General features: G+C 37.3%; 19 protein-coding genes. 7 read left to right on the forward strand and 12 right to left on the reverse strand.

Annotated features, from left to right (window positions below):
- The first annotated feature begins 41 nt into the window (after positions 1-41).
- Both C8C84_RS04030 and C8C84_RS04035 read left to right on the forward strand, forming a co-directional pair.
- The gene (locus tag C8C84_RS04030; protein WP_121312311.1) at positions 42-374 is read left to right on the forward strand and encodes a single-stranded DNA-binding protein; all 333 of its coding nucleotides are present in this window, start codon (positions 42-44) and stop codon (positions 372-374) included.
- A gap of 200 nt (positions 375-574) precedes the next feature.
- On the forward strand, positions 575-1,003 hold the full coding sequence (locus tag C8C84_RS04035) for a hypothetical protein (RefSeq protein ID WP_121312312.1): 429 nt from the start codon (positions 575-577) through the stop codon (positions 1,001-1,003).
- Positions 1,004-1,254: 251 nt separating this feature from the next.
- On the opposite strand, the gene C8C84_RS04045 is transcribed toward C8C84_RS04035, so the two are convergent.
- From C8C84_RS04045 to metG, 5 genes are all read right to left on the reverse strand, one after another.
- Positions 1,255-1,776, reverse strand: a complete 522-nt coding sequence (locus C8C84_RS04045) for a ferritin (protein WP_121312314.1) — start codon at positions 1,774-1,776, stop codon at positions 1,255-1,257.
- A 26-nt stretch (positions 1,777-1,802) separates the two neighbouring features.
- Positions 1,803-2,426 carry a chloramphenicol acetyltransferase gene (locus tag C8C84_RS04050; RefSeq protein WP_121312315.1) on the reverse strand — a complete coding sequence of 208 codons (624 nt, stop codon included), beginning with the start codon at positions 2,424-2,426 and terminating at the stop codon, positions 1,803-1,805.
- 65 nt (positions 2,427-2,491) lie between these two features.
- On the reverse strand, positions 2,492-3,181 hold the full coding sequence (locus tag C8C84_RS04055; RefSeq protein ID WP_121312316.1) for an HAD family hydrolase: 690 nt from the start codon (positions 3,179-3,181) through the stop codon (positions 2,492-2,494).
- 3 nt (positions 3,182-3,184) lie between these two features.
- Positions 3,185-4,642 carry a hypothetical protein gene (locus C8C84_RS04060; RefSeq protein WP_147406809.1) on the reverse strand — a complete coding sequence of 486 codons (1,458 nt, stop codon included), beginning with the start codon at positions 4,640-4,642 and terminating at the stop codon, positions 3,185-3,187.
- Between the two features lie 15 nt (positions 4,643-4,657).
- Entirely contained in the window at positions 4,658-6,715 is a 2,058-nt protein-coding gene (metG, locus tag C8C84_RS04065; protein WP_121312318.1) for a methionine--tRNA ligase, read from the reverse strand.
- A gap of 166 nt (positions 6,716-6,881) precedes the next feature.
- Here metG and C8C84_RS04070 point away from each other — a divergent pair, with 166 nt between their 5' ends.
- From C8C84_RS04070 to C8C84_RS04080, 3 genes are all read left to right on the forward strand, one after another.
- Entirely contained in the window at positions 6,882-7,778 is an 897-nt protein-coding gene (locus C8C84_RS04070; RefSeq protein WP_121314963.1) for an LD-carboxypeptidase, read from the forward strand.
- Positions 7,779-7,849: 71 nt separating this feature from the next.
- Positions 7,850-8,209: a YraN family protein gene (locus C8C84_RS04075; protein WP_121312319.1), complete on the forward strand. Its 360-nt coding sequence runs from the start codon at positions 7,850-7,852 to the stop codon at positions 8,207-8,209.
- A gap of 129 nt (positions 8,210-8,338) precedes the next feature.
- Entirely contained in the window at positions 8,339-10,507 is a 2,169-nt protein-coding gene (locus tag C8C84_RS04080; protein WP_121312320.1) for a M12 family metallo-peptidase, read from the forward strand.
- A gap of 49 nt (positions 10,508-10,556) precedes the next feature.
- On the opposite strand, the gene mfd is transcribed toward C8C84_RS04080, so the two are convergent.
- Complete coding sequence (gene mfd / locus C8C84_RS04085) at positions 10,557-13,946, reverse strand: transcription-repair coupling factor (RefSeq protein ID WP_121312321.1); 3,390 nt, start codon at positions 13,944-13,946, stop codon at positions 10,557-10,559.
- Positions 13,947-13,949: 3 nt separating this feature from the next.
- Positions 13,950-14,549 (reverse strand): hypothetical protein, encoded by a 600-nt coding sequence (locus tag C8C84_RS04090; protein WP_121312322.1) that lies wholly within the window; start codon positions 14,547-14,549, stop codon positions 13,950-13,952.
- 193 nt (positions 14,550-14,742) lie between these two features.
- Between C8C84_RS04090 and C8C84_RS04095 the strand changes: the two genes are divergently transcribed.
- Positions 14,743-15,681, forward strand: coding sequence for an L-threonine 3-dehydrogenase (locus C8C84_RS04095; RefSeq protein ID WP_121312323.1), 939 nt, complete (start codon positions 14,743-14,745; stop codon positions 15,679-15,681).
- A gap of 63 nt (positions 15,682-15,744) precedes the next feature.
- Here the strand turns inward: C8C84_RS04095 and C8C84_RS04100 are convergent, their stop codons facing one another.
- From C8C84_RS04100 to C8C84_RS04110, 3 genes are all read right to left on the reverse strand, one after another.
- Complete coding sequence (locus tag C8C84_RS04100; protein ID WP_121312324.1) at positions 15,745-16,326, reverse strand: hypothetical protein; 582 nt, start codon at positions 16,324-16,326, stop codon at positions 15,745-15,747.
- Positions 16,327-16,344: 18 nt separating this feature from the next.
- Positions 16,345-16,773 carry a hypothetical protein gene (locus C8C84_RS04105; RefSeq protein ID WP_121312325.1) on the reverse strand — a complete coding sequence of 143 codons (429 nt, stop codon included), beginning with the start codon at positions 16,771-16,773 and terminating at the stop codon, positions 16,345-16,347.
- 396 nt (positions 16,774-17,169) lie between these two features.
- Positions 17,170-17,664 (reverse strand): nuclear transport factor 2 family protein, encoded by a 495-nt coding sequence (locus C8C84_RS04110; protein WP_121312326.1) that lies wholly within the window; start codon positions 17,662-17,664, stop codon positions 17,170-17,172.
- A 103-nt stretch (positions 17,665-17,767) separates the two neighbouring features.
- Between C8C84_RS04110 and C8C84_RS04115 the strand changes: the two genes are divergently transcribed.
- Entirely contained in the window at positions 17,768-19,351 is a 1,584-nt protein-coding gene (locus C8C84_RS04115; RefSeq protein WP_158592545.1) for a murein L,D-transpeptidase, read from the forward strand.
- 29 nt (positions 19,352-19,380) lie between these two features.
- Here the strand turns inward: C8C84_RS04115 and C8C84_RS04120 are convergent, their stop codons facing one another.
- The gene (locus C8C84_RS04120; RefSeq protein WP_121312328.1) at positions 19,381-20,718 is read right to left on the reverse strand and encodes an ammonium transporter; all 1,338 of its coding nucleotides are present in this window, start codon (positions 20,716-20,718) and stop codon (positions 19,381-19,383) included.
- Between the two features lie 184 nt (positions 20,719-20,902).
- Complete coding sequence (locus C8C84_RS04125; RefSeq protein ID WP_121312329.1) at positions 20,903-21,847, reverse strand: hypothetical protein; 945 nt, start codon at positions 21,845-21,847, stop codon at positions 20,903-20,905.
- Positions 21,848-21,903 lie beyond the last annotated feature (56 nt).

The raw sequence follows: 21,903 nt of genomic DNA on the forward strand, positions 1-21,903 counted from the left end.
CGAGAAGTAATTTTAACAATAACATTTAAATTTTAAACGCCATGAATGCAATGAAAAACAGAGTACAGTTAATTGGTCACGTAGGACAAGAACCGGAAGTAAAAACTTTTGACGGAGGAAAAAAAGTAGCTAATATTACTATCGCCACGAATGATTATTACACCAACGACAAAGGTGAAAAAGTAGAAAATACCGAATGGCACAAAGTAGTTGCTTGGGGCAAAACTGCCGAAATCATTGAGAAGTATGTAACCAAAGGCAAAGAAATTGCTATTGAAGGTAAATTAACCCACAGGAGTTATGACGACAAAGACGGTACCAAACGTTATGTTAGCGAAGTGGTTGTAAATGACATTTTGTTGTTAGGTAAATAACATTTTACAGTCACTTAGTTAAAACGGCAAAGTCTATACTTTGCCGTTTTTTATTTAGAATTTCGTAATAATTTAACTCAATAAATATAAAGTTGTCAACACGAAAACGTTTTCGGTGTCTATTTGAAAATAGAGAAGTAATGATTGTCCAATAATTTAATTACATTTATTTCGGTCAATTTGTCAAACAAACCAAAAACATGAAAAAATTAAAATTAATGTTGATTTTAATTACGGCTTTATTTGCCGTCAACTTTGGTTTGGCACAAGTAGGAATTAACACTTCAAACCCATTAAGTACCTTAGATATTAATGGTAATCTATCGGTCAAAACTATATCGCTTACGGGAAGTGGTTCGGCAACTTTAATTAGTGATGGGGTTTATATTTCTATTGCTCCGCAAGCAACGGATCAAGAATTCAGATTACCAAGTGCGGTAGTTTTTCCGGGTAGAGTATACATTATCAGAAATATTCAAAATTCGATTACGGCCAAGTTAACTTCAGCCGTCGGGTTGTTATTTCCAAAAGGTTCCACTGTAGGAAGTACTGAAATTTATATGTTCGAAGGCAGTAAAAGAAGCATAATTGTAATTAGTGATGGCGCTAATTGGACCTATTTTGACTAAATAAAAAAACCTTCTAATGTTGAAGGCTTTTTATTTTATTCAGTTTTTTGATCAAATCAAACATTGGACACCTTTTGCATCTTTTGTCCTCTGACTTCTTATACTTTTCACAACACTCAGATTTACAGTTTTCAGCAATCTTGTGTGTTTTAAGGAGTAGTTTTTTGTGCTTTTTATCCTTTTCTTTGGTCTTATTTTTTTCTTTCTTGCCCACCTTTTCTACATTTATAATAAGTACGTGTTAAACCGGATTACGGTTTTGTGTTCAAAGAAACAGAGCTGGTTACAACCAATTGCTGAATATCACGGTCAAATAAGTATAAACCACCGCGGTCTTCACCAATTAAATTGATTTTGTCTAAAATGGTTTTGGCTTGTGCTTCTTCTTCTATTTGCTCAGCTACGTACCATTGCAAGAAATTGTGAGTAGCATAATCTTTTTCGCCTAAAGTGATATGGACCAATTCGTTAATTGAATTTGAAACAAACAATTCGTGTTGGTACAATTCTTCAAACATTTCTTTGAATGTCCCGAACTTTGTTTTTGGGGCTTTTAGTTCCGTGATGGTAGCATGCGATCCTCTTTCGTTAACATATTTAACGAGCTTTAACATGTGTTGGCGTTCTTCGTCAGATTGACCGTACATGAATTGAGCAACACCTTCAAGTCCTTGTACTTCAGCCCAACAAGCCATAGACAAATAAATTTGTGATGATTCCGCTTCAATGCGTATTTGATTGTTAAGTGCGTTTTCGATATTAGCTTGTAACATGATATTTTTTTTGTAAAGTTAGAAAATTATTCGTTTAACAACTCTTGAAGTAAAGTTAAAAATTGCCCAACATGATAGCCATCGGCTAATCCGTGATGCACGTGAACTGCAATAGCCATGGTTTTTTTGCCGTTTTCTTCGACCATTTTGCCAAAAGAAACTTTCGGACAACTGTCAGGCCAAGTGAAACTTCTAGCATGTGAATAAGAAGTAAAATCAATCCAAGGTACAGCAGAAAAGTGAATTAAATTGTCTTCAAAATCACGTGTGATTAATCCGATTGTGTTTTGAATTCGCTCAATTTCTTTTTTGGTGATTTTGGCAAATTCATTTAAGTTTTTGTCATATTCCATTAAGGAAAAACCAAAAGTTTTGTCTTCGCGTAAAATGGTAGCTGAAGCATCAATTCTGTCAAAAACATACACTTCATTATCAATAATTCGGTAACGGAAATTTTCTACAGCATTGACTCCAATTAATGTTTTATGCAAATAATAGGTGAAAAATGAAACACCTAATTTCTTAGCATTCGTATAAGCATTGGAACAATCCACTCTAGTGGTGATACCAAAAAAAGGTTCTTCCATTTGTTTAAAGAATAGAAAATGCTCTTTTCGATTCCAAGTCTCTAGTTCAAGTTTGTGCTTCATGGATGAAGATAATTATTTCAGCTTAACTAATTCTGAGTGTTTTAATCAGCGAATTTGCGGTGATTTTATTTTAATAAAATTGGCAAAACCTCAGTAATTTTTTCCAAAGCGGTAAAGTTAGGATGTTCTACTTTGTGGCTGATTTTTTCATGTTCCCAAGTCGTGTGAAACGGAATATGCACCGCATAACCGCCAATGCCTAACACTGGTAAAACATCTGATTTAAGAGAATTGCCAATCATAAAAAACTCATCTGCTTTGATTTCCAAACGCTTTAACAAATCTTCATAATCTTTTTCTTTTTTATCCGACATCACTTCGATATGGTGAAAATAATGGCCTAAACCGGAGTTGTGTAATTTTCTCCGTTGGTCCAATAAATCGCCTTTGGTTGCCACAACTAATTTGTATTTTCCGTTTAAAGCCGCCAAAGTTTCTTCTACACCATCCAATAATTCGATAGGTTTTTGAAGCAATTCTTTACCGTATTCCGTAATCTTTTCAATAGTTTCGATCGAAATGGTATTGTTCGAAATTTTCATCGCGGCTTCAATCATCGAAAGGATATAGCCTTTGATTCCGTAACCGTATAATTCTAAATTGGCGATTTCGGTTTTAAACAATTCCTGTGACAAACCTTGATGCGACAAATAATCGCTCATCAAAGCACAGAATTTCTCTTCCGTTTCTTGAAAATACGGTTCGTTGACAAACAAAGTGTCATCGGCGTCGAAAGCGATTACTTTTAGGTTCATGTATTAGTCATTGAATTTATAAAACGAATAAGTTTTGGTTTCTTTATCGAAACCGGCATAGAACAAAGCCGAATTAAATTTGAATACAACAGGAGAACTTAAATTCTCTTTTGTTTCTGAAAATTCTCTTAATTTATCAAAAGCGGTTTTTTTAACATCGCCTTCAAGATGATTGAAATTATTGTCAAACAAACAATTGATGTAAACTACTTTTCGTCCTTTATAGGAATTCAAGTTATTCATAGAATAATTAGAAGAAATAGCACTTCCAATCAATGCGCCGGTAAATCCGCCAAGTAAAGCACCATACATTGCCGCATTGTTTTCTACTAAAGAAACACCACCAATAACCATATACAAATTATCATTGGCTGAAAAAATGGATAGGGATGGATTTAAGTCATTTATTTTGCGTATCAACTGACTGGATTTGTCTAAAACTCTTTTGCTTTTAACATTGCCATTTTCCTGATAGATGTCGGAGTTTTTAAAAGTAATTTCTTGACTATTGATGAGAAATTGCTTTTTTTCCAGACCTTCCATGTCTTTTACAGACAATTTCATGAAGCTTGAATTGATTTTTGTCTGAACAATTTTGTCCTGAAGAAAAAAGGAGTTTGAATCATAGCTATAACCAGTCGATTGTCCGTTTTCATCTATTATGCGCTGATCTTCAGGAAAATTGGGTTGCGTAAACATTTTTGTGGAAGCCGAAAAATCATCTAGATCAATAGTGAAAGTTTGTGTAAATCTTCTGTTGTTGTCTAATGTAAACAGCAATTTATTCCCTAAAACATAAATCTTGCGTTTGTTAGCGCTGAAAGCTAATGAAGCAGGCGATTCATTTGAAATTGTTTGAAATGAATAAGGCATTTCATAATTTGTTGAGCTGGAAACAATTTCCCATAAGGTTGTGATTTTGTCTTCTCTGTCAAGAAATCTTTTTGCTGTTAAGTCGACAGTTTTTTTAGTAAGATTTCCGTCTTTTAAGATGTAGAAATTCAATATACCCGTACTTTTTACAATGGTAATCATGTAAAAAATATTGTTGACAGTAATCTGCTTTATGATTTTTTCTTTGGCAAGAGGGATATTCACGGGTTTAGAATTGGCTTTTTTAGCATCATAATCGAAACATTGAGACAGCATTTCTTTACCGTTTGAATTGGACCAATAAACGTAATATTGATTTCCGGATATGCTATAACCAACGATATCATCATAATCTTTTGATGGACTTTCAGAGGCAATCGAATCGATTACGCTAAAATTTTCATCAAATCGAACAGAATGCACCTTGTTTTTGTCACTAAAAAACAATGAAACTTGCTTTTTGTTTTCTTCCACAATCTGGAAAACATCTGATTTTTTATTGATGCTTAAACTTGTATTTTTTATCATTTCTTGTGAAAAAGAATGAAAGCCAATTAGGCAAATAAGTGTTAAAAAGGATTTTCTCATGTTTTTGTTTTGGAATTAACTAATCAAAGCGCCATTATCCACACCATCAGCATCAGGATTGACAAAAACCAATTTGCCTTCAGCGTTATTTGTCATCAAAATCATGCCCTGACTTTCCACGCCGCGCAACGCTCTTGGTGCCAAATTCACTAAAACCGTAACGCGTTTTCCCACGACTTCTTCTGGCGAAAAATGTTCTGCAATTCCTGAAACTATAGTGCGAACATCAATTCCGGTATCGACTTTTAGTACCAAAAGTTTATTGGCTTTCGGCATTTTTTCAGCTTCCAAAATCGTTCCGACACGCAAATCTAATTTGGAGAAATCTTCAAAGGTTGTCGTTGGTTTTTGTGGTTCTGTTACTTGGTTTTCCATAACATTCGCTTTTTTAGTCGCTTCGAGTTTGTCTATTTGTTTTTGGATTTCGGCATCTTCAATTTGGGCAAATAATATTTCGGCTTCGCCAATTTGATGTCCGGCCTGAATTAATTCGGAAGTTTCTGCAACCGAATTCCAGCTCAAGCTTTCCAATTTTAAAATCTTCGATAATTTATTTGACGTAAAAGGTAAAAATGGTTCAGCCAAAACTTGTAAAGCCGCCGCAATTTGCAACGCCACATACATTTGGGTTTGCACGCGTTCCGGATTGGTTTTAACCATTTTCCAAGGTTCTTCGTCGGCTAAATATTTATTTCCGAGACGAGCGACATTCATCAATTCGCCTTGTGCTTCTCTAAAACGGTAACGCTCAATCGAACTCGAAATCACCGCAGGATAGGCTTTTAATTCGGCTAAAGTTTGTTCGTCAACATCACTAAATTCGTTTGGCGAAGGAACAATGCCGGTGTAATATTTATTGGTTAAAACGACTACACGATTGATGAAGTTGCCAAAAATCGCTGCCAGTTCGTTGTTATTTCTCGCCTGAAAATCTTTCCAGGTAAAGTCGTTGTCTTTGGTTTCCGGTGCGTTTGCCGTTAAAGCATAACGCAAAACATCTTGCTTTTCAGGGAAATCGATTAAGTATTCATGCAACCAAACCGCCCAGTTTTTAGAAGTTGATAATTTATTGCCTTCTAAATTCAAGAACTCATTCGCAGGAACATTATCAGGTAAAATAAAACTGCCTTCGGCTTTCAACATCGCCGGAAAAATGATACAATGGAAAACGATATTATCTTTTCCGATGAAATGAACCAATTTAGTGTCATCTTTTTTCCAATAATCTTCCCAGTTTTTGCCTTCGCGCGCTGCCCATTCTTTGGTTGAAGAAATATAACCAATTGGTGCATCAAACCAAACGTATAGTTTTTTGCCTTCTGCGCCTTCAACAGGAACATCGATTCCCCAATCTAAGTCACGCGTTACGGCACGAGGTTTTAAGCCATCGTCTAACCAAGATTTCACTTGTCCGAGAACATTGGTTTTCCAATCTTTGGCGTGTCCAACCAAAATCCATTCTTTTAAGAAATCATCATAACGATCCAAAGGTAAAAACCAGTGTTTGGTCGATTTCAAAATCGGTGTTTCTCCTGTGATGGTTGATTTCGGATTGATTAAATCTGTTGCGTTTAAAGTCGAGCCACAACGTTCACATTGGTCGCCATAAGCTTCCGGATTTTCACATTTCGGACAGGTTCCGGTTACGAAACGGTCGGCTAAAAATTGGTCCGCTTTGGCATCATATAATTGCTCGGTTACTTCTTCGATGAAGTCACCATTGTCGTATAGTTTTCTGAAAAATTCAGACGCAGTATCGTGGTGAATTTTAGAAGACGTTCTCGAATAATTGTCAAATGAAATTCCGAAATCAATAAAAGACTGACGAATAATGCCGTCGTATTTGTCGATTACCTGCTGTGGCGTGATGCCTTCCTTTTTCGCTTTCATCGAAATGGCAACGCCGTGTTCGTCGCTTCCGCAAATAAAAGCCACATCTTTTCCTTGTAATCTTAAATAGCGCGCGTAAATGTCTGAAGGCACATAAACTCCGGCCAAATGACCGATGTGAATTGGTCCATTAGTATAAGGCAAAGCGGCCGTAATGGTATATCTTTTTGGATTTTCTAACATATTCTTTTAAATAGAGAGCAAAAATAACTTTTTAGCCACGAAATCTCGAATTAATTTTGGGATTTGTTTACTTTTGGTACAGCCAATTTACAATCATTTTTGATTCATGCGAATCCTTTTAATCTTAGTTTCACTAATTACATTTTCTTCTTATTCCCAAAAAAAGATGATTACACCACCATATCTCCAAAAAGGCGACACGATTGCCATCGTTTCTACAGCGCGAAAAAACATTGATGACAACCTAAAACCGACGATTGATATGCTTGAAGGTTGGGGTTTGAAAGTCAAAATCGGGAACACCATTGGTTTGGATTATTACCAGTTGGCCGGAACTGACGAACAACGAACGGCAGATTTTCAAGCACAAATGGACAATCCGAATATCAAAGCGATTTGGTGTGTTCGCGGCGGTTATGGCACCGTGAAAATCATTGATCAGTTAGACTTTACTAAGTTCAAGCAACACCCAAAATGGATTATCGGTTTTAGTGACGTTACCGTTTTACACAGTCATTTGAACCGAATGGGAATTGAATCTTTGCATGCGATTATGCCGGTGAGCGTGGCGCGAGCGACTGATGAAGCAAAAAACTCACTTTGTACCGCATTGTTTGGCGAAAAATTACAATACACTTTAGATTGCGACGCTTTGAATCATTTGGGCAAAGCCAAAGGCGAATTGGTTGGTGGAAATCTTTCAATTTTGTACAGTTTGTTAGGCTCTGAATCCGCGATTGATTGTAACGATAAAATTCTTTTCATTGAAGATTTAGACGAATATTTATACCATATCGACCGAATGATGATGAACCTAAAACGAAACGGATGTTTGAGCAGTTTGAAAGGAATCATTGTTGGTGGCATGACCGACATGAAAGACAACGAAATTCCATGGGGAAGAAACGCTTTGGAAATTATTGAAGACAAGGTAAAAGGATTAAATATTCCTATCATTTATAACTTTCCGGCCGGACATATCAGAGACAATCGTGCGCTAATTTTTGGCAGACAAGTTTCGATGGAAGTTACGGCGCAAACAAGTAAAGTAATTTTTGAATAGACATCCTAGACTACTTAGAAGGTTAGATTGTTTGAAAATCTAAGAAGTCTAATCGGTCTAAAAATCTGAAAATGGCAGAACACAATCAACTAGGAAAATTTGGGGAAGAATTGGCGGTAGCATTTCTACAAAAGAAAGGCTATTCCATTTTGGAAACCAATTGGACTTTTCAAAAAGCCGAGATTGATATCATTGCCCAAAAGGAAGGTATTTTAGCCGTTGTTGAGGTAAAAACGCGTTCTTCCATTGAGTTTGGCTTGCCACAAGATTTTGTTAAACCTAAGAAAATCCAATTGTTGATTAAAGCCGTAAATGAATATGTAACGTCTAATGATTTAGATGTTGCTGTACGGTTTGATATTATTGCCATTTTTAAAGAAAACAGCGATTATAAAATTGAGCATATTGAAGATGCTTTTTATCATTTCTAGATAGATTAATCTTAATAAACGGTTTTACAATTTCTGTAAATTTCATATAAACAAATCCTAAATTTCAGAATAAAAAATAGTTTTGAATTGAATTTCAATAACTTTACAAAAAAATAACATTTATAAGCTATGAAAAAAGTTTTACTGTTTGCTGCATTTTTGATCTCTGTTTCAATTATTGCACAAAGTAAAGTAGCGGAAAAAGTAACCAACTTACAAAAATCAAATACTGATTTTAAGAGAGTTTCTGTTTTGTCGACTACTCAAAATACCATCAACGCTGAGGTCAACAAAGTGGTTGAAGGTGCTACATTGGCCGCTTTAGATTTGACGAAAGTCAATGAAGTTGTCAACAATAGATACAATACCATTGAATTAGAAATTCCCTACCAAAACCAAACCATTTCTGTTTTGTTATACCAATCTAATCCGTTGGCGGAAGGGTTTCATGTAGATACTGATAAAGGTAAAAACATTCCATACGAAAAAGGCGTTTATTACCGCGGAATTATAAACGGGAATACCAATTCAGTTTCGGCATTTAATTTCTTTAACGGAGAGTTTAACGGTATAATTTCGAGCTCGGAATTAGGTAATTTAGTAATTGGAAAATTAGACAAACCTAACAATCAGACTGAATACATTGTTTATTCGGATGCTAAAATGAAGGTGTTGAATCAGTTTGGATGTAACACTAAAGAAGAAGGAGTAACTGTAAACACGAACAATGAGACCAATAGAGATGTAAACACTGAAAAATGTGTTACTTTTTATTACGAGGTAGATTACAATTTGTATTTAAATAATGGTAGCAATGTTACCACTACTACTAATTGGATGACTTCTGTATCGAATAATGTTCAAACATTATTTGAATTTGATGGAATTTCAACAGCCTTAAAATCCATTTTTGTTTGGACAGAAACAGATCCTTACAACGGAATTTCAACATCCTCCGGGGATTATTTAAGTTCGTTTCGTAGTACAAGAACAGTTTTTGATGGTGATGTGGGACATTTAATTGGTGTTGACCCGGGTTCATTAGGCGGAGTTGCTTATTTAAACACTTTATGTACACAAAGTAATTATGCCTATTCTGATGTGAATTTCGCTTATTTAACGGTGCCAACTTATTCTTGGACGGTACAAGTAATTACCCATGAATTTGGACATTCACTCGGATCACCTCATACGCACCGTTGTTCATGGAATGGAAACAATACCGCTATTGACGGTTGCGGACAACAAGCAGGATTTACGGAAGGCAGTTGTCCACAAGGTCCAATTCCGGTACCGGAAGAAAAAGGAACAATTATGAGTTATTGTCACTTAATTTCAGGAGTCGGGATTAGCTTTAACAATGGTTTTGGCCCACAACCGGCAGAATTATTGGTTAATAATATTGATAGTAAAGCCTGTTTAAGTGTAGATTGTATAAACACTTGTATCAATACCATTACTGACATAACAATAACTAATATCACTACCGATTCTGCTTTAATCACATGGAATGACATTGGATCTAATTCCAGTTGGCAAATTTCGGTTACCTCAACTTTAGCAGCTCCGGTTTGGAATACGGTTGATACAAATAGTTATAGTGTTTCAGGCTTGAATGTTAATTCATATTACAGAGTTAGAATTAGACCTTTATGTGATAATGTTACGCCTACCAGTAGGGAAAAAATATTTGCTACAAAATCACCCGATTATTGTAATAATGTTTTATTCACAGATTCAGGTGGAGCTTCCGGAAACTATTTAAACTTTGAATCTTGGACGAGAACGTTGACTCCTTCAAATCCGGGATTGAAATTACGAGTTACTTTCTCAAGCTTTAACATTGAACAAAATTGGGATTACTTGTACATTTACAATGGTCCGGATGATACCTATCCAGATTTAACATTGGGCGGATTAACCGGTTCAGCATTGCCAAATCCTTTTAATTCAACAGCATCTGATGGTTCATTGACCTTTAAGTTTTATTCGGATGAAGGAACTGTTGCCTCGGGCTGGAATGCCACCGTTACTTGTACCGGAACTTTAGGGGAAGTAGATGCAGACTTTATAGATTACAGCTATTATCCAAATCCAACCAATGGAAATGTGACCATTAATTCTAAAGATCCAATTTCTGAAGTATTGGTTTATAATGTTCAAGGCCAATTGTTATTCAATCAAAAAATGAACGAAATGACGACCAATGTTGACATGTCATCCTTTGCTAACGGAACGTATTTCTTCAAGTTGAAAATCAATGGTGTGGAAGCCAATTTCAAAATATTAAAAATGTAATTATTACAATTTATTATAAAAAGAAAGCCACTCAATTCGAGTGGCTTTTTTATTTTTTCATCAATTCCATAAACTCTAAAGCTCGGGAAATTGATTTTACGTTTTCAAATGTGAGTAATAATCGCAAACCATTTTTGGTTTCTTTCTCTTTCATTTTACAAATATTCCCATGCTGTTGTACAAACTGTAACATGTGTCGGAATGGCTTCGAATTGTAATAAGCTGACTGTTGGTCAGAGACAAAATAGCCAATCAGTTTGCCTTGTTTCATCACAATTCTTTCAATTCCCATTTGTGTGGCAATCCATTTGATGCGAATGCTGTTTAAAAGGGCTTTGGCTTCTTTCGGCAATGGGCCAAAACGGTCAATCAACTTATTTTCGTAGGCAATTAATCCTTCTTCGTTTTTAATAGTGCCCAATTCATTGTACAAATTCAAACGCTCCGAAATGTTATTGATGTATTCATCAGGGAAAAGCAATTCAAAGTCGGTATCGATTTGTAAATCTTTGACGTACTCTTTGTTTTCGTCTTCGTTTTCTTCTTGGTACAAGTCTTTGAATTCGTTTTCTTTCAACTCTTCAATGGCTTCGTTCATGATTTTTTGATAGGTTTCAAAACCGATTTCGTTGATAAAACCACTTTGTTCTCCGCCTAATAAATCTCCGGCACCGCGAATCTCTAAATCCTTCATCGCAATATTAAAACCACTTCCCAATTCGCTGAATTGTTCCAAAGCCTGAATCCTTTTTCGGGCATCATCGGTCATCGCAGAATACGGCGGACAAATGAAATAACAAAATGCTTTTTTATTACTTCTTCCAACTCTTCCACGCATTTGATGCAAATCAGACAACCCGAAATTATTGGCATTGTTGATGAAAATCGTATTGGCATTCGGCACATCCAAACCACTTTCGATAATCGTTGTGGCAACCAAAACATCAAAATCACCATTCATAAATCCGAGCATCAACTCTTCCAACTTGGTACCTTCCATTTGACCATGACCAATACCAACGCGGGCATCGGGAACCAATCTTTGAATCATACCGGCAATTTCCTTGATGTTTTCAATTCGGTTATTGATGAAAAAGACTTGGCCATTTCTTTGAATTTCATACGAAATCGCATCGCGAATCAACTCTTCATTAAAGCCAACAACCTGTGATTCGATAGGATAACGATTGGGTGGCGGTGTTGTAATGACGGATAAATCGCGAGCTGCCATTAACGAAAACTGCAAAGTTCTCGGAATCGGTGTTGCGGTTAAAGTCAAGGTATCGACATTCGCAGCGATGGTTTTGAGTTTGTCTTTGACGTTTACACCAAATTTCTGTTCTTCGTCTACAATCAACAAACCTAAATCTTTAAACTGTACATTTTTGTTAACCAATTGGTGCGTGCCAATGATAATATCCAGTTTCCCGGAAGCCAATTCTTCTAAAGTTTGTGTTTTTTGTTTCGCCGTTCTGAATCTATTTAAGTAGCCAATTTTCACCGGCATTTCTTTTAATCTTTCTGTAAAAGTTCTATAATGTTGGTAAGCCAAAATAGTGGTTGGCACCAAAATCGCAACTTGTTTACTATTATCCACCGCCTTGAACGCTGCACGAATCGCCACTTCCGTTTTCCCAAAACCTACATCGCCACAAACCAATCGGTCCATTGGACGGTCTTTTTCCATATCGGCTTTGACGTCTTGCGTGGCCGTGATTTGGTCGGGTGTGTCTTCGTAAATAAACGAGCTTTCTAATTCTTTTTGCAAATAACTATCGGGCGCAAACTGGAAGCCTTTTTCCAATCTTCGTTTGGCGTACAATTGAATTAAGTTGAACGCAATGTGTTTGACACGCGCTTTGGTTTTTTGTTTTAAAACTTTCCAAGCGTTGGAACCTAATTTGTAAATCTTTGGCGGCGTGCCGTCTTTGCCGTTGTATTTAGAGATTTTATGCAGCGAATGGATACTAACGTAAACAATGTCGTTATCGGCATAAACGAGTTTAATGGCTTCTTGCGTTTTGCCTTCGACCTGAATTTTTTGCAAGCCACCAAACTTTCCAATTCCGTGATCAATATGCGTTACATAATCGCCTACGGATAATGAATTCAGTTCTTTCAGCGTCAAGGTTTGCTTTTTAGAGTAACCGTTTTTGATGGTAAATTTGTGGTAACGCTCAAAAATCTGGTGGTCGGTGTAACAAGCAATTTGGTTTTCTTCATCAATGAAACCTTGGTACAAAGACGAAACGATTGTATGGTATTGCTTGCGAATATTTTCGTGATTGGCTTCGTCTAAACTTTCAAAAATATCATGAAAACGATTCGCCTGACCTTCATTGGCACAATACAAATAATTGCTATAACCGTTGAAATGATTGTCACTCAAATTATTCAACAACAAATCAAATTGCTTGTTGAACGAAGGTTGAGGTTGTATGTGGTATTCAAAAGTCTTAGTCGTTTTGAATAAGGGTTTGTTCGATAATTCTATAATGGAAAAATCCAATGCTTTGCGCAAAAAACCTTCTTGGTTTAAGAACAAATGTTCCGGCGAAGCATGTTTGACGTCTTTTGATAATTTGTCAAAAGTTTCAATGGCTTTGCCAAAAAGTTTGTCTAATTGTGAAGTCAGAAACTCCGTATTTTCAATACACAAAACGGTTTTGTCGCTAATATAATCGAGGAAACTTTCGCGGTTTTCTTTGATGAATTTGTTTTCCAGATTTGGGATAATGGTAATCTTGGTTTGCTTTTCTACCGACAACTGGGTGGCGACATCAAACGTTCGAATGCTATCGACTTCATTCCCAAAAAACTCAATGCGATACGGATTGTCATTCGAAAAGGAGAACACATCTAAGATTCCGCCACGAACAGAAAACTCGCCCGGTTCGGTGATAAAATCTACACGTTTGAATTCGTATTCAAATAAAACTTCGTTGATAAAATCGATAGAGACATTATCGCCAACGGAAACTTTTAAAGTGTTTTTGTCGAGTTCTTTTCGCGTCACCACTTTTTCAAAAAGTGCTTCGGGATATGTGACAATGACGGCCGGTTTTTTGCGGGAATTGATTCGGTTCAACACTTCGGAACGCAACAATACGTTGGCGTTGTCGGTTTCTTCAATTTGGTACGGACGACGATATGAACTCGGATAAAACAGTACGTCATTGGCACCAATCATTTGTTCCAGATCATTTAAATAATAAGCCGCTTCTTCTTTTTCGTTGAGAATTAGTAGAAATGGTTTTTCGCTTTTCTTAAAAATAGCTTGAAAAACAAATGACAATGACGAACCCAAAAGTCCTTTTAACTGAATCTTAGCCAAAGGATTTTGCTTCGCCAGTTCGCTAACGCTCGTGTCAAGACTGTCTGCAATTTGTTTGACTTTCGCCGAATGGAGATAACTGTTATATAAAGAGTTTTGACTCAAAGCTTATTGGCGTGGTTTTAAATTTGGATCCGGAGTGGACGGAATGGCTCTGCTGGTGTCTAACATGCGCAACATGTCGCTTTCGCCATCTTCTATTTTGATGTTGCTTTTTCGGGTAATTTCATCGAGTTGGAACTGTAATGAAGCCACTTCGATATTGATTTCTTGCACCAATTTCACAATCTTAGAATCCGGAATTTGTTGCAAATTGACAAAAAGATTGATAGAATTAATTTTGGTGTTAATTGTGGCAATTCGGCTTTTAACTTCCGGTATAGCGAACTTCACAGGAATATTATTATTCAAGTCGGCTGCTTTTTTAGAAAGGGTTTTGGCTTTTGCTTTAAAAGCACCGATACTGCTTTTGGGTTTTTGTCCCAATTCGTTTAAAAACACGCGCCATTCGGCCCAATTGGTAGTGAGCGAACGAGCGGTTTCATTAGTAAGTTGGGTATTAAAATTCCACCCTTTATTAATGTTGTTAAAAATGACTTCTTGTTTCTTCGCTTCCTTTTCCTGTGCTAAGATGCGGATTTTTGGATCTTCTTGACAAGAGACCAAACACAACAGCATTAAAAGCAGGGCAGAAAAATAAATTTTCATTCGTTTGAATTTAAGTCGTAAAGGTACAAAGGTAAAAGGAAACTTCAGAATGAGATACTTAAAGGAATTATAATTTTGTTAAAAAAGAACGCCACTTTTAGTTAATGAAACATTTCTTAAAACTGTATCTTTGCCGGACACTCGAGCATAGTGACTGTATGGAACGAAGTGGAATAAAACACACACAAACTAAATGAGTACAAAAATCTTAATCATTGGCGCTTGCGGACAAATCGGAACCGAGTTAACCAAAAAACTGAGAAGCATTTATGGCGTTGATAATGTTATTGCTTCCGACATCCGAAAGCTAAATATTGATATCGTCAACGAAGGCATTTTTGAAGTAGTCAATGCTTTGGATTACAATCAAATTGAGCATTTAATTGAGCAATACCAAATCACCGATGTCTATTTGATGGCCGCTTTGCTTTCGGCGACAGCTGAAAAAAATCCGGCGTTTGCTTGGGATTTGAATATGAATTCACTTTTTCACGTTTTGAATTTGGCGAAAGCCAAAAAAATCCAAAAGATATTCTGGCCATCGAGCATTGCGGTTTTCGGACCCACAACGCCAAGGAACAATACGCCACAATACACCATCATGGAACCGACAACAGTTTACGGCATTAGCAAGCAAACCGGTGAAAGATGGTGTGAATATTACCATCATATTTATGGGGTTGACGTGAGAAGTATTCGTTATCCGGGATTAATCAGTTGGTCAACTGAACCAGGTGGCGGCACAACCGATTACGCAGTTGATATTTACCACAAAGCTTTGAAAGACGGTAAGTATGAATGTTTCCTTTCGGAAGATACGGCCTTGCCAATGATGTATATGGATGACGCAATTAGAGCGACTGTTGAAATCATGCAAGCACCGAGTGATAGTATCAAAATTCGATCTTCTTATAATTTAGCCGGCGTAAGTTTTACACCAAATGAAATCGCCGCTGAAATCAAAAATCACATTCCTGATTTTACCATATCTTATAAACCTGATTTCCGTCAAAAGATTGCGGATAGTTGGCCGGCTTCTATTGATGACAGTGCCGCACAAAAGGACTGGAATTGGAAGCACAAATTTGATTTGGCTTCTATGACGGTCGAAATGTTAGAGAATCTTAAGTAAACAATACTATAAAGCAAAACGCTACCTTTTGGGTAGCGTTTTTTACAATAAGAAAGTGAGTTACTATTGCACTATTGGATCTCTTAAAGATTCCAATACTGCAACGATATCGGTATACAATTGTGTATTTGCCGCTACACCATTTTGATTGGCTGCCGCTCCGACATAGCCAACAAATTTTGTATAATTAGCATCGGTTGAAGTGGTACCCATTCTTGGATTCATTGCCGGATTGTGCGCCGTTACCATGTCTAAACCTGAATAAGTATTTACAGCATTCGTTCCTCCGGTGTTGAAAGAGAAAAAGTCGGTAAGGTTGTCCACCAAAATAGCTAAGTTAGTAGTGTTACCCGCTCCAACTTCTGTTAAAACAGGCGTAAAGTGCGCGCCTAAATTACCGGAAGCTCCAGCCTGAACATCAGCCACGATTAAACCTACAGTAGTGTTGACTACTTTGCGGTAGCTTAAACGACCTTGTTCAATCATTTGTCCCGGATTATCAGGGTCGGATACCATAGTCGTTCCGCCTAATCTTTCGTAGATTGATGGTGTTGCCGGAGTTGAATCATCATCGCTACTGCAGGAAGTGAAGACTACTGCTCCGAAGACTAAAGCACTTAGTGCTAATTTTGAATACTTTTTCATAATGATATAATTTGAAGATTAATTAAAAATTCCTTGGATAAACTTGCTGAACTTGTATTTGAAACTGTCTTTTTTCATTACAGGACAAACTTGTTTGTTGGCTAAACTTGGCGGTAATAAAAAACGTTCTGCTTTGTAATCGCCTTTGGTCATTAATTCGTCGTACACTTTTTGGGAGTCGGCGATGGTGTTGTCGTGAAAATAGACCACCACATTTTCTTTGACAATGATGTCACTTTTAACTCCGTTGATTCTGTGGAGTTTTTCTTTTATAGCCACAGCGCTAAGGGAATCAAACGGTTGGGCAAAATCGATACGACTGATTTGTATCGTTGCATTTTCTACCGGTCTGGCATTGGCGATATGATAAACCAAGATGCCGAAAAGCAGCACTACTACTCCGAGTAGGCTCCAAGCTATTCTCTTTACGGTTTTGTTAATTTTCATACTCTATTTGTTTTTTGTTTCCCTCATGTACGACGTGATTTCAATTTTGGTTTTACAAAAGCGAAAAAAAATTACTGTAGTGGTAATGTGAAGGCTATAAAATCAAAAAGCGCCACTTGTAGCAGTAGCGCTTTTCTTTAAACAAAAACAAAACTAACCTAACCTCTTAGTATGGGATGTAGTTGTCTTTTAGCTTGAAAAATACAAGCTGTCTCTTTATGCGGGAGCAAACAGGGCAAAGCAATAAGCCAAAAAAAGCAGCAGAAACAGTACTATAAACGCTATAGTGCCGAATAGTGCGTTGATTTTTTTGTTATTATCCATAATCGTAGCAATGGGATTCTTACCCTCATGTACGAGAAAAGGAAGGCTATGGATTTGAAGAAGGTAGAAAAACTATTTTTTTTCTTTTAGTGTGCTGATGAGTTTGTCCTCGATAGGTGTTTTAGCCTTTAAGACTTCGTCTATGTTGTCATTCGGGATGGTCATCGAAAGGACGTAGTGTTTAATTTTCCATTGGCCATTGACCAAAACTAAAACGCCCGAACCGCGACAGATTTTCATTTGAGTATCCAACAATTCATCAAACCAAGCGGTTTTTTTATCGTTGCTGAAGTAAATATTTCTTTCTAAAGCGGTAAAATTCCATGCTTTTCCTTTGTCAAAATAAGGTTTGGCAAAGGCTTTAAAATCTGTTTTGTTCCAATTCTCGGTAGCATCGGTGCCAATGAAAATCGATTCTTCAGCCATGGCATCAAAATAGTCTTTGAAATTGGCTTCCGCTGCAGCTTTGTGCCAAGCGTCTAAAACTTTATTAATTTGTTCTTTCCCTTGTGCATTAACCAAGGAGAAACTAAAAGTGAAGACCAAAAGAAGCAGCATATTTTTCATTATCTTGTGTTTTAGACAGTTAAAATCAAAAGTAAATATACGATTTAGTGTTTATTTAGCCGATAACTTTTTGTAATTTTATAGGATGAATATACGGTTGGCTATGAAAAAACAACAATGGATTGGTGTTGTACTTGTCGTTTTAGTACTTGGGTTTTCTTTAACCGGATGGTATTGCGCCAATAAAGGAGAAAAAGCGTTAATAGTAGAAAGTAAGTTTCAACCTGAAGACGTTTCCTTGTCTTTTGACAGCACACAAGTAGCCGCTTTTTATGCCAAATATCCTAAGTTGGTTTTGTATAAAACTCAAGCAGTAGCACTGTATCAAAAAAGCCAGTACAATTTTATTTGGTATGATAAAAAAGGGCGAAAAGAAACCGCCGAAGTGATTTACAATAAGATGAACAATCTTTTTGAAGAAGGCGTTCAAGCGAAAGTGCCTTATAAAGATATTTTGGATGGTTTGTTCCAAAAGACTTCATCGAAACCCAATGTGGATGTCGAATTGTTCCTGACCAATTATTATTTCTATTATACCAACAAAGTACTTCAGGGAATTGATGATACTAAAGTGGAAGAGTTAGGTTGGTATTTGCCTCGAAAAAAATTATCCTATGTTCAATATTTAGATTCTTTGTTGGTTGATCCAAAACTGATTGACAACAAAGAGCAACTGATAGGGCAATATTATAAACTGAAAACGGTATTGCAAAAATACAGAGCAATAGAACAAAACGGCGGTTGGACAGCTATTATAACTCCGGATGATTTCAAACAATTAAAACCGAATGACAGTTCCGACTTGGTAATGCAAATCAGAAACCGATTGTTTTTGACGTCTGATATTGAAACTGATTCGAAGAGTGCTGTTTATGACGAATCTTTGCAACAAGCCATATTGAAGTACAAACAGCGCAACGGATTTTCAGCAGATAAGATTATTTTACCTAAACACATTGCCGAAATGAACGTGTCCATTAGCGACCGCATCAAAACCATTATGGTCAATATGGAACGCTGCCGTTGGATTTCGACCGATTTGACGAAAGCCAAAGAATTTATTGTGGTGAATATTCCGTCCTATCGCCTGACTTATTTCAAGGAAGGAAAAGCCGCTTTGGTTTCGAATGTGGTGGTGGGAACTTCTTTAAATGAAACCGTGATTTTTAGCGGTATGATGAGTTATATTGTTTTTAGTCCGTATTGGAATGTGCCGACCAGCATTAAGAACAAAGAGATTCTTCCGGCGATTAAAAAGAACCCAAACTATTTGGCCAAGCACAATATGGAGTGGAACGGCAATAACATCCGACAAAAACCGGGACCGAATAACTCCTTAGGTTTGGTGAAGTTTTTATTCCCGAATTCGAATAATATTTATTTACACGATACGCCGGCTAAGAGTTTGTTCAGTCAAGAAAAAAGGGCGTTCAGCCATGGTTGTATCCGTGTAGAAAAGCCCAAAGAACTGGCCAAATTAATTCTGGAAGGCAATCCCAATTGGACGCCCGAAAAAATTGACGCAGCCATGAGCGGCGGTAAAGAAAAGTGGCATACCTTGAAGAACCAAATCCCCGTGTATATTGGTTATTTTACGGCTTGGGTGGATGATGAAGGCACGATTAATTTCCATAAAGACATTTATGAAAGAGATAATGCTTTGGCGATGTTGTTGTTGGAGGAATAAGGGATAAGAGAAAAGGGATTAGGGATAAGTTAAAATGCTTCGCCGTGTTGCGACAAATCCAATCCCATGTTTTCTGATTCTTCTGAAACTCTTATTGGAATAATGATATTGGTTAACTTGAATAACCAATAAGCACCGCCAAAAGTAAAGACCGAGACTAAAACCAAAGCCAACATGTGGTGACCAAAGATGCTCCAACCACCATATAATAAACTCGCGTTTTCTCCTTTGGCAAAAATCGCGGTTAAGATCATTCCCATGATTCCGCCTACGCCGTGACAAGCGAATACGTCTAAAGTATCGTCGATTTGTTTTAGTTTTTTCCAATACACCATTTTGTTAGAGACAATGGCGCCGATGAATCCGAAGAAAATACTTTGCGGAATCGTCACATATCCTGCCGATGGTGTAATCACGACCAATCCAACTACAGCACCGATACAAGCACCAAGTGCCGATACTTTTCTGCCGTTCATTCGGTCAAAGAATACCCAAGTCAGCATGGCCGAAGCCGAACAAATCGTTGTCGTAGCAAAAGCCATTGCGGCAGTTGCATTGGCGGCTAAAGCAGAACCTGCGTTGAATCCGAACCAGCCGAACCATAGCATTCCGGTGCCTAATAATACAAACGGAATATTCGTTGGAATGTGTTCGCTGTTTTTTCTTTTGCCTAAAACTAAAACACCAGCCAAAGCCGCAAAACCTGCACTCATGTGAACGACTGTTCCGCCTGCGAAATCCTTTACGCCGAAAAAGCTTCCCAAGAGACCGTTTGGGTGCCAAATCATGTGGCATAAAGGCGCGTAGATACAAATGGTAAACAAACAAATAAAGAGCAAAAAGGAAATGAAACGGATGCGTTCCGCGAGCGCGCCGGTAATGATGGCCGGTGTTATGACAGCAAATTTCATTTGGAACAAAGCAAACAAAATAAAAGGTATCGAAGAAGCCATCGTCTTGTGCGGATGCATTTCGACATAGCTAAAGAAAGCAAAATCAAACGGGTTGCCAATGATGCCATAGTGAACACCATTGATTGTTGGGCCAATCGGCGCGCCAAAAGAAAGCGAAAAACCAACGGTTACCCAAAGCAAACTGATTACACCCAAACAGATAAAGCTTTTAAGCATCGTGGAAATGACATTCTTTTTTCCCACCATACCGCCGTAAAAGAAAGCCAATCCCGGCGTCATGAGTAAAACCAAACAAGAAGCGGTGAGTAGCCAAGCCACATCGGCATAACTAATGGTGTCAATAGGATTGAAAGCGTCGCTGTTGTCGGCTAATTTTTCAGGCCAAAATAAACCCGAAATGGCGACTAAAGTAATGATGAGAAAAGAAACTATCCAACGTTTTTCGATTTTCATAAAAAGATAATTATAAGACCGACCCCTAAATTTTACAGGGTAAAGTTATTTAAAATTATGAATTATGAGTTATGAGTTGTGAATTTGTTCAGGGTAAAATTAAATTTTTGTTTAAATTTTAATGAAATCGAAATGTTATTGTGAATTTAGAAAATAAAGAGTTTGTTTTTGTAGAATGTATAATTCACTTTTTCTGAACTGCTTTTTGTAACTCTTTTAAATCTCCTGATTTAAAATTAGTGGGCGAACTTGTATAAGCCGAATAAATGATTTCTCCGGTGTTGGAGTTGGTGACTGTTACGAATTTCTCGGTTGGGGTTTTGATGAACAGTAAATAATAAAACGGCGTTGCGTTGGTCAAGATTTTATCATTGAGTTCCACTAATGGCAAAACTTTATAAGCTTGACTCAAACCGTCGAAGATTTCTTTGTCTTCGTATTTCTTGCTTTCGTCGTCCGCTTTTTTGGGGAACTTTATCATCACATAGTCCGGAATAAATAGCGTGGAAGCACTCATTTTTTGGAGTTCTGTTTTGTTGGCGATTTCGGTTTTGGCTAGGCAGTCGGTGCCTTTGTTGAGTAGGGAAGTGAGTTGTTGAAGGTAATTGGCAAGAACTCCTGCGCCCCAATTTTTAAAATGACCGGCTGCATCGTAGTCCATTTTGTAAAGACTGCTTGGGTTGTTTTGGGCATAGAAATCGGCGAAGAGTTCTATGGTTGCGATAGAGATTTTATCGGCTTGGTTGAAGTGACGGCGTTTTTTAGGATCGTGGGTGTATTTACCGTTGGTGGTCCAAAGTTCTAAATAGATGCGGGTTTCGGTGGACGCTAACGTGCTGTTGGAAGTCGTCATATTGGCAGTAATCGTGACAAAGCTATTGTTGGGCGCTATGTTTTTCTCAACATCGGTGTATTTAATGCACTCGACTTTGGATAGTGTCCAGGCTTTTTTGATGGCGTCAACATAAGCCACTGCTTTTGGTGAAGCGGGGTCTTTCATTGCGAAGTAGGTAGTGCCTTGTTTGATTCTGGCTATTTCAGAGGTGTTGGTGATGGTGATTTGGCTGAAGCCGAATAAAGGAAATAAAGCTATGGCTATGAAAGTTGGAAAGGTGAATTTTGATTTCATAAAGGTTGGGTTGGTGAGGTAAAGTTAAAGAAATAATGATTTGGTTGGTGGGGAAA

Source organism: Flavobacterium sp. 102 (genome assembly GCF_003634615.1).
Lineage (GTDB): Bacteria > Bacteroidota > Bacteroidia > Flavobacteriales > Flavobacteriaceae > Flavobacterium.

Excerpts from the sequence above, each read along its gene's own strand:
- C8C84_RS04030 (WP_121312311.1), top strand. The coding sequence starts at position 42 with ATGAATGCAATGAAAAACAGAGTACAGTTAATTGGTCACGTAGGACAA.
- C8C84_RS04035 (WP_121312312.1), top strand. The coding sequence starts at position 575 with ATGAAAAAATTAAAATTAATGTTGATTTTAATTACGGCTTTATTTGCC.
- C8C84_RS04045 (WP_121312314.1), bottom strand. The coding sequence starts at position 1,776 with ATGTTACAAGCTAATATCGAAAACGCACTTAACAATCAAATACGCATT.
- C8C84_RS04050 (WP_121312315.1), bottom strand. The coding sequence starts at position 2,426 with ATGAAGCACAAACTTGAACTAGAGACTTGGAATCGAAAAGAGCATTTT.
- C8C84_RS04055 (WP_121312316.1), bottom strand. The coding sequence starts at position 3,181 with ATGAACCTAAAAGTAATCGCTTTCGACGCCGATGACACTTTGTTTGTC.
- C8C84_RS04060 (WP_147406809.1), bottom strand. The coding sequence starts at position 4,642 with ATGAGAAAATCCTTTTTAACACTTATTTGCCTAATTGGCTTTCATTCT.
- metG (WP_121312318.1), bottom strand. The coding sequence starts at position 6,715 with ATGTTAGAAAATCCAAAAAGATATACCATTACGGCCGCTTTGCCTTAT.
- C8C84_RS04070 (WP_121314963.1), top strand. The coding sequence starts at position 6,882 with ATGATTACACCACCATATCTCCAAAAAGGCGACACGATTGCCATCGTT.
- C8C84_RS04075 (WP_121312319.1), top strand. The coding sequence starts at position 7,850 with ATGGCAGAACACAATCAACTAGGAAAATTTGGGGAAGAATTGGCGGTA.
- C8C84_RS04080 (WP_121312320.1), top strand. The coding sequence starts at position 8,339 with ATGAAAAAAGTTTTACTGTTTGCTGCATTTTTGATCTCTGTTTCAATT.
- C8C84_RS04090 (WP_121312322.1), bottom strand. The coding sequence starts at position 14,549 with ATGAAAATTTATTTTTCTGCCCTGCTTTTAATGCTGTTGTGTTTGGTC.
- C8C84_RS04095 (WP_121312323.1), top strand. The coding sequence starts at position 14,743 with ATGAGTACAAAAATCTTAATCATTGGCGCTTGCGGACAAATCGGAACC.
- C8C84_RS04100 (WP_121312324.1), bottom strand. The coding sequence starts at position 16,326 with ATGAAAAAGTATTCAAAATTAGCACTAAGTGCTTTAGTCTTCGGAGCA.
- C8C84_RS04105 (WP_121312325.1), bottom strand. The coding sequence starts at position 16,773 with ATGAAAATTAACAAAACCGTAAAGAGAATAGCTTGGAGCCTACTCGGA.
- C8C84_RS04110 (WP_121312326.1), bottom strand. The coding sequence starts at position 17,664 with ATGAAAAATATGCTGCTTCTTTTGGTCTTCACTTTTAGTTTCTCCTTG.
- C8C84_RS04115 (WP_158592545.1), top strand. The coding sequence starts at position 17,768 with ATGAAAAAACAACAATGGATTGGTGTTGTACTTGTCGTTTTAGTACTT.
- C8C84_RS04120 (WP_121312328.1), bottom strand. The coding sequence starts at position 20,718 with ATGAAAATCGAAAAACGTTGGATAGTTTCTTTTCTCATCATTACTTTA.
- C8C84_RS04125 (WP_121312329.1), bottom strand. The coding sequence starts at position 21,847 with ATGAAATCAAAATTCACCTTTCCAACTTTCATAGCCATAGCTTTATTT.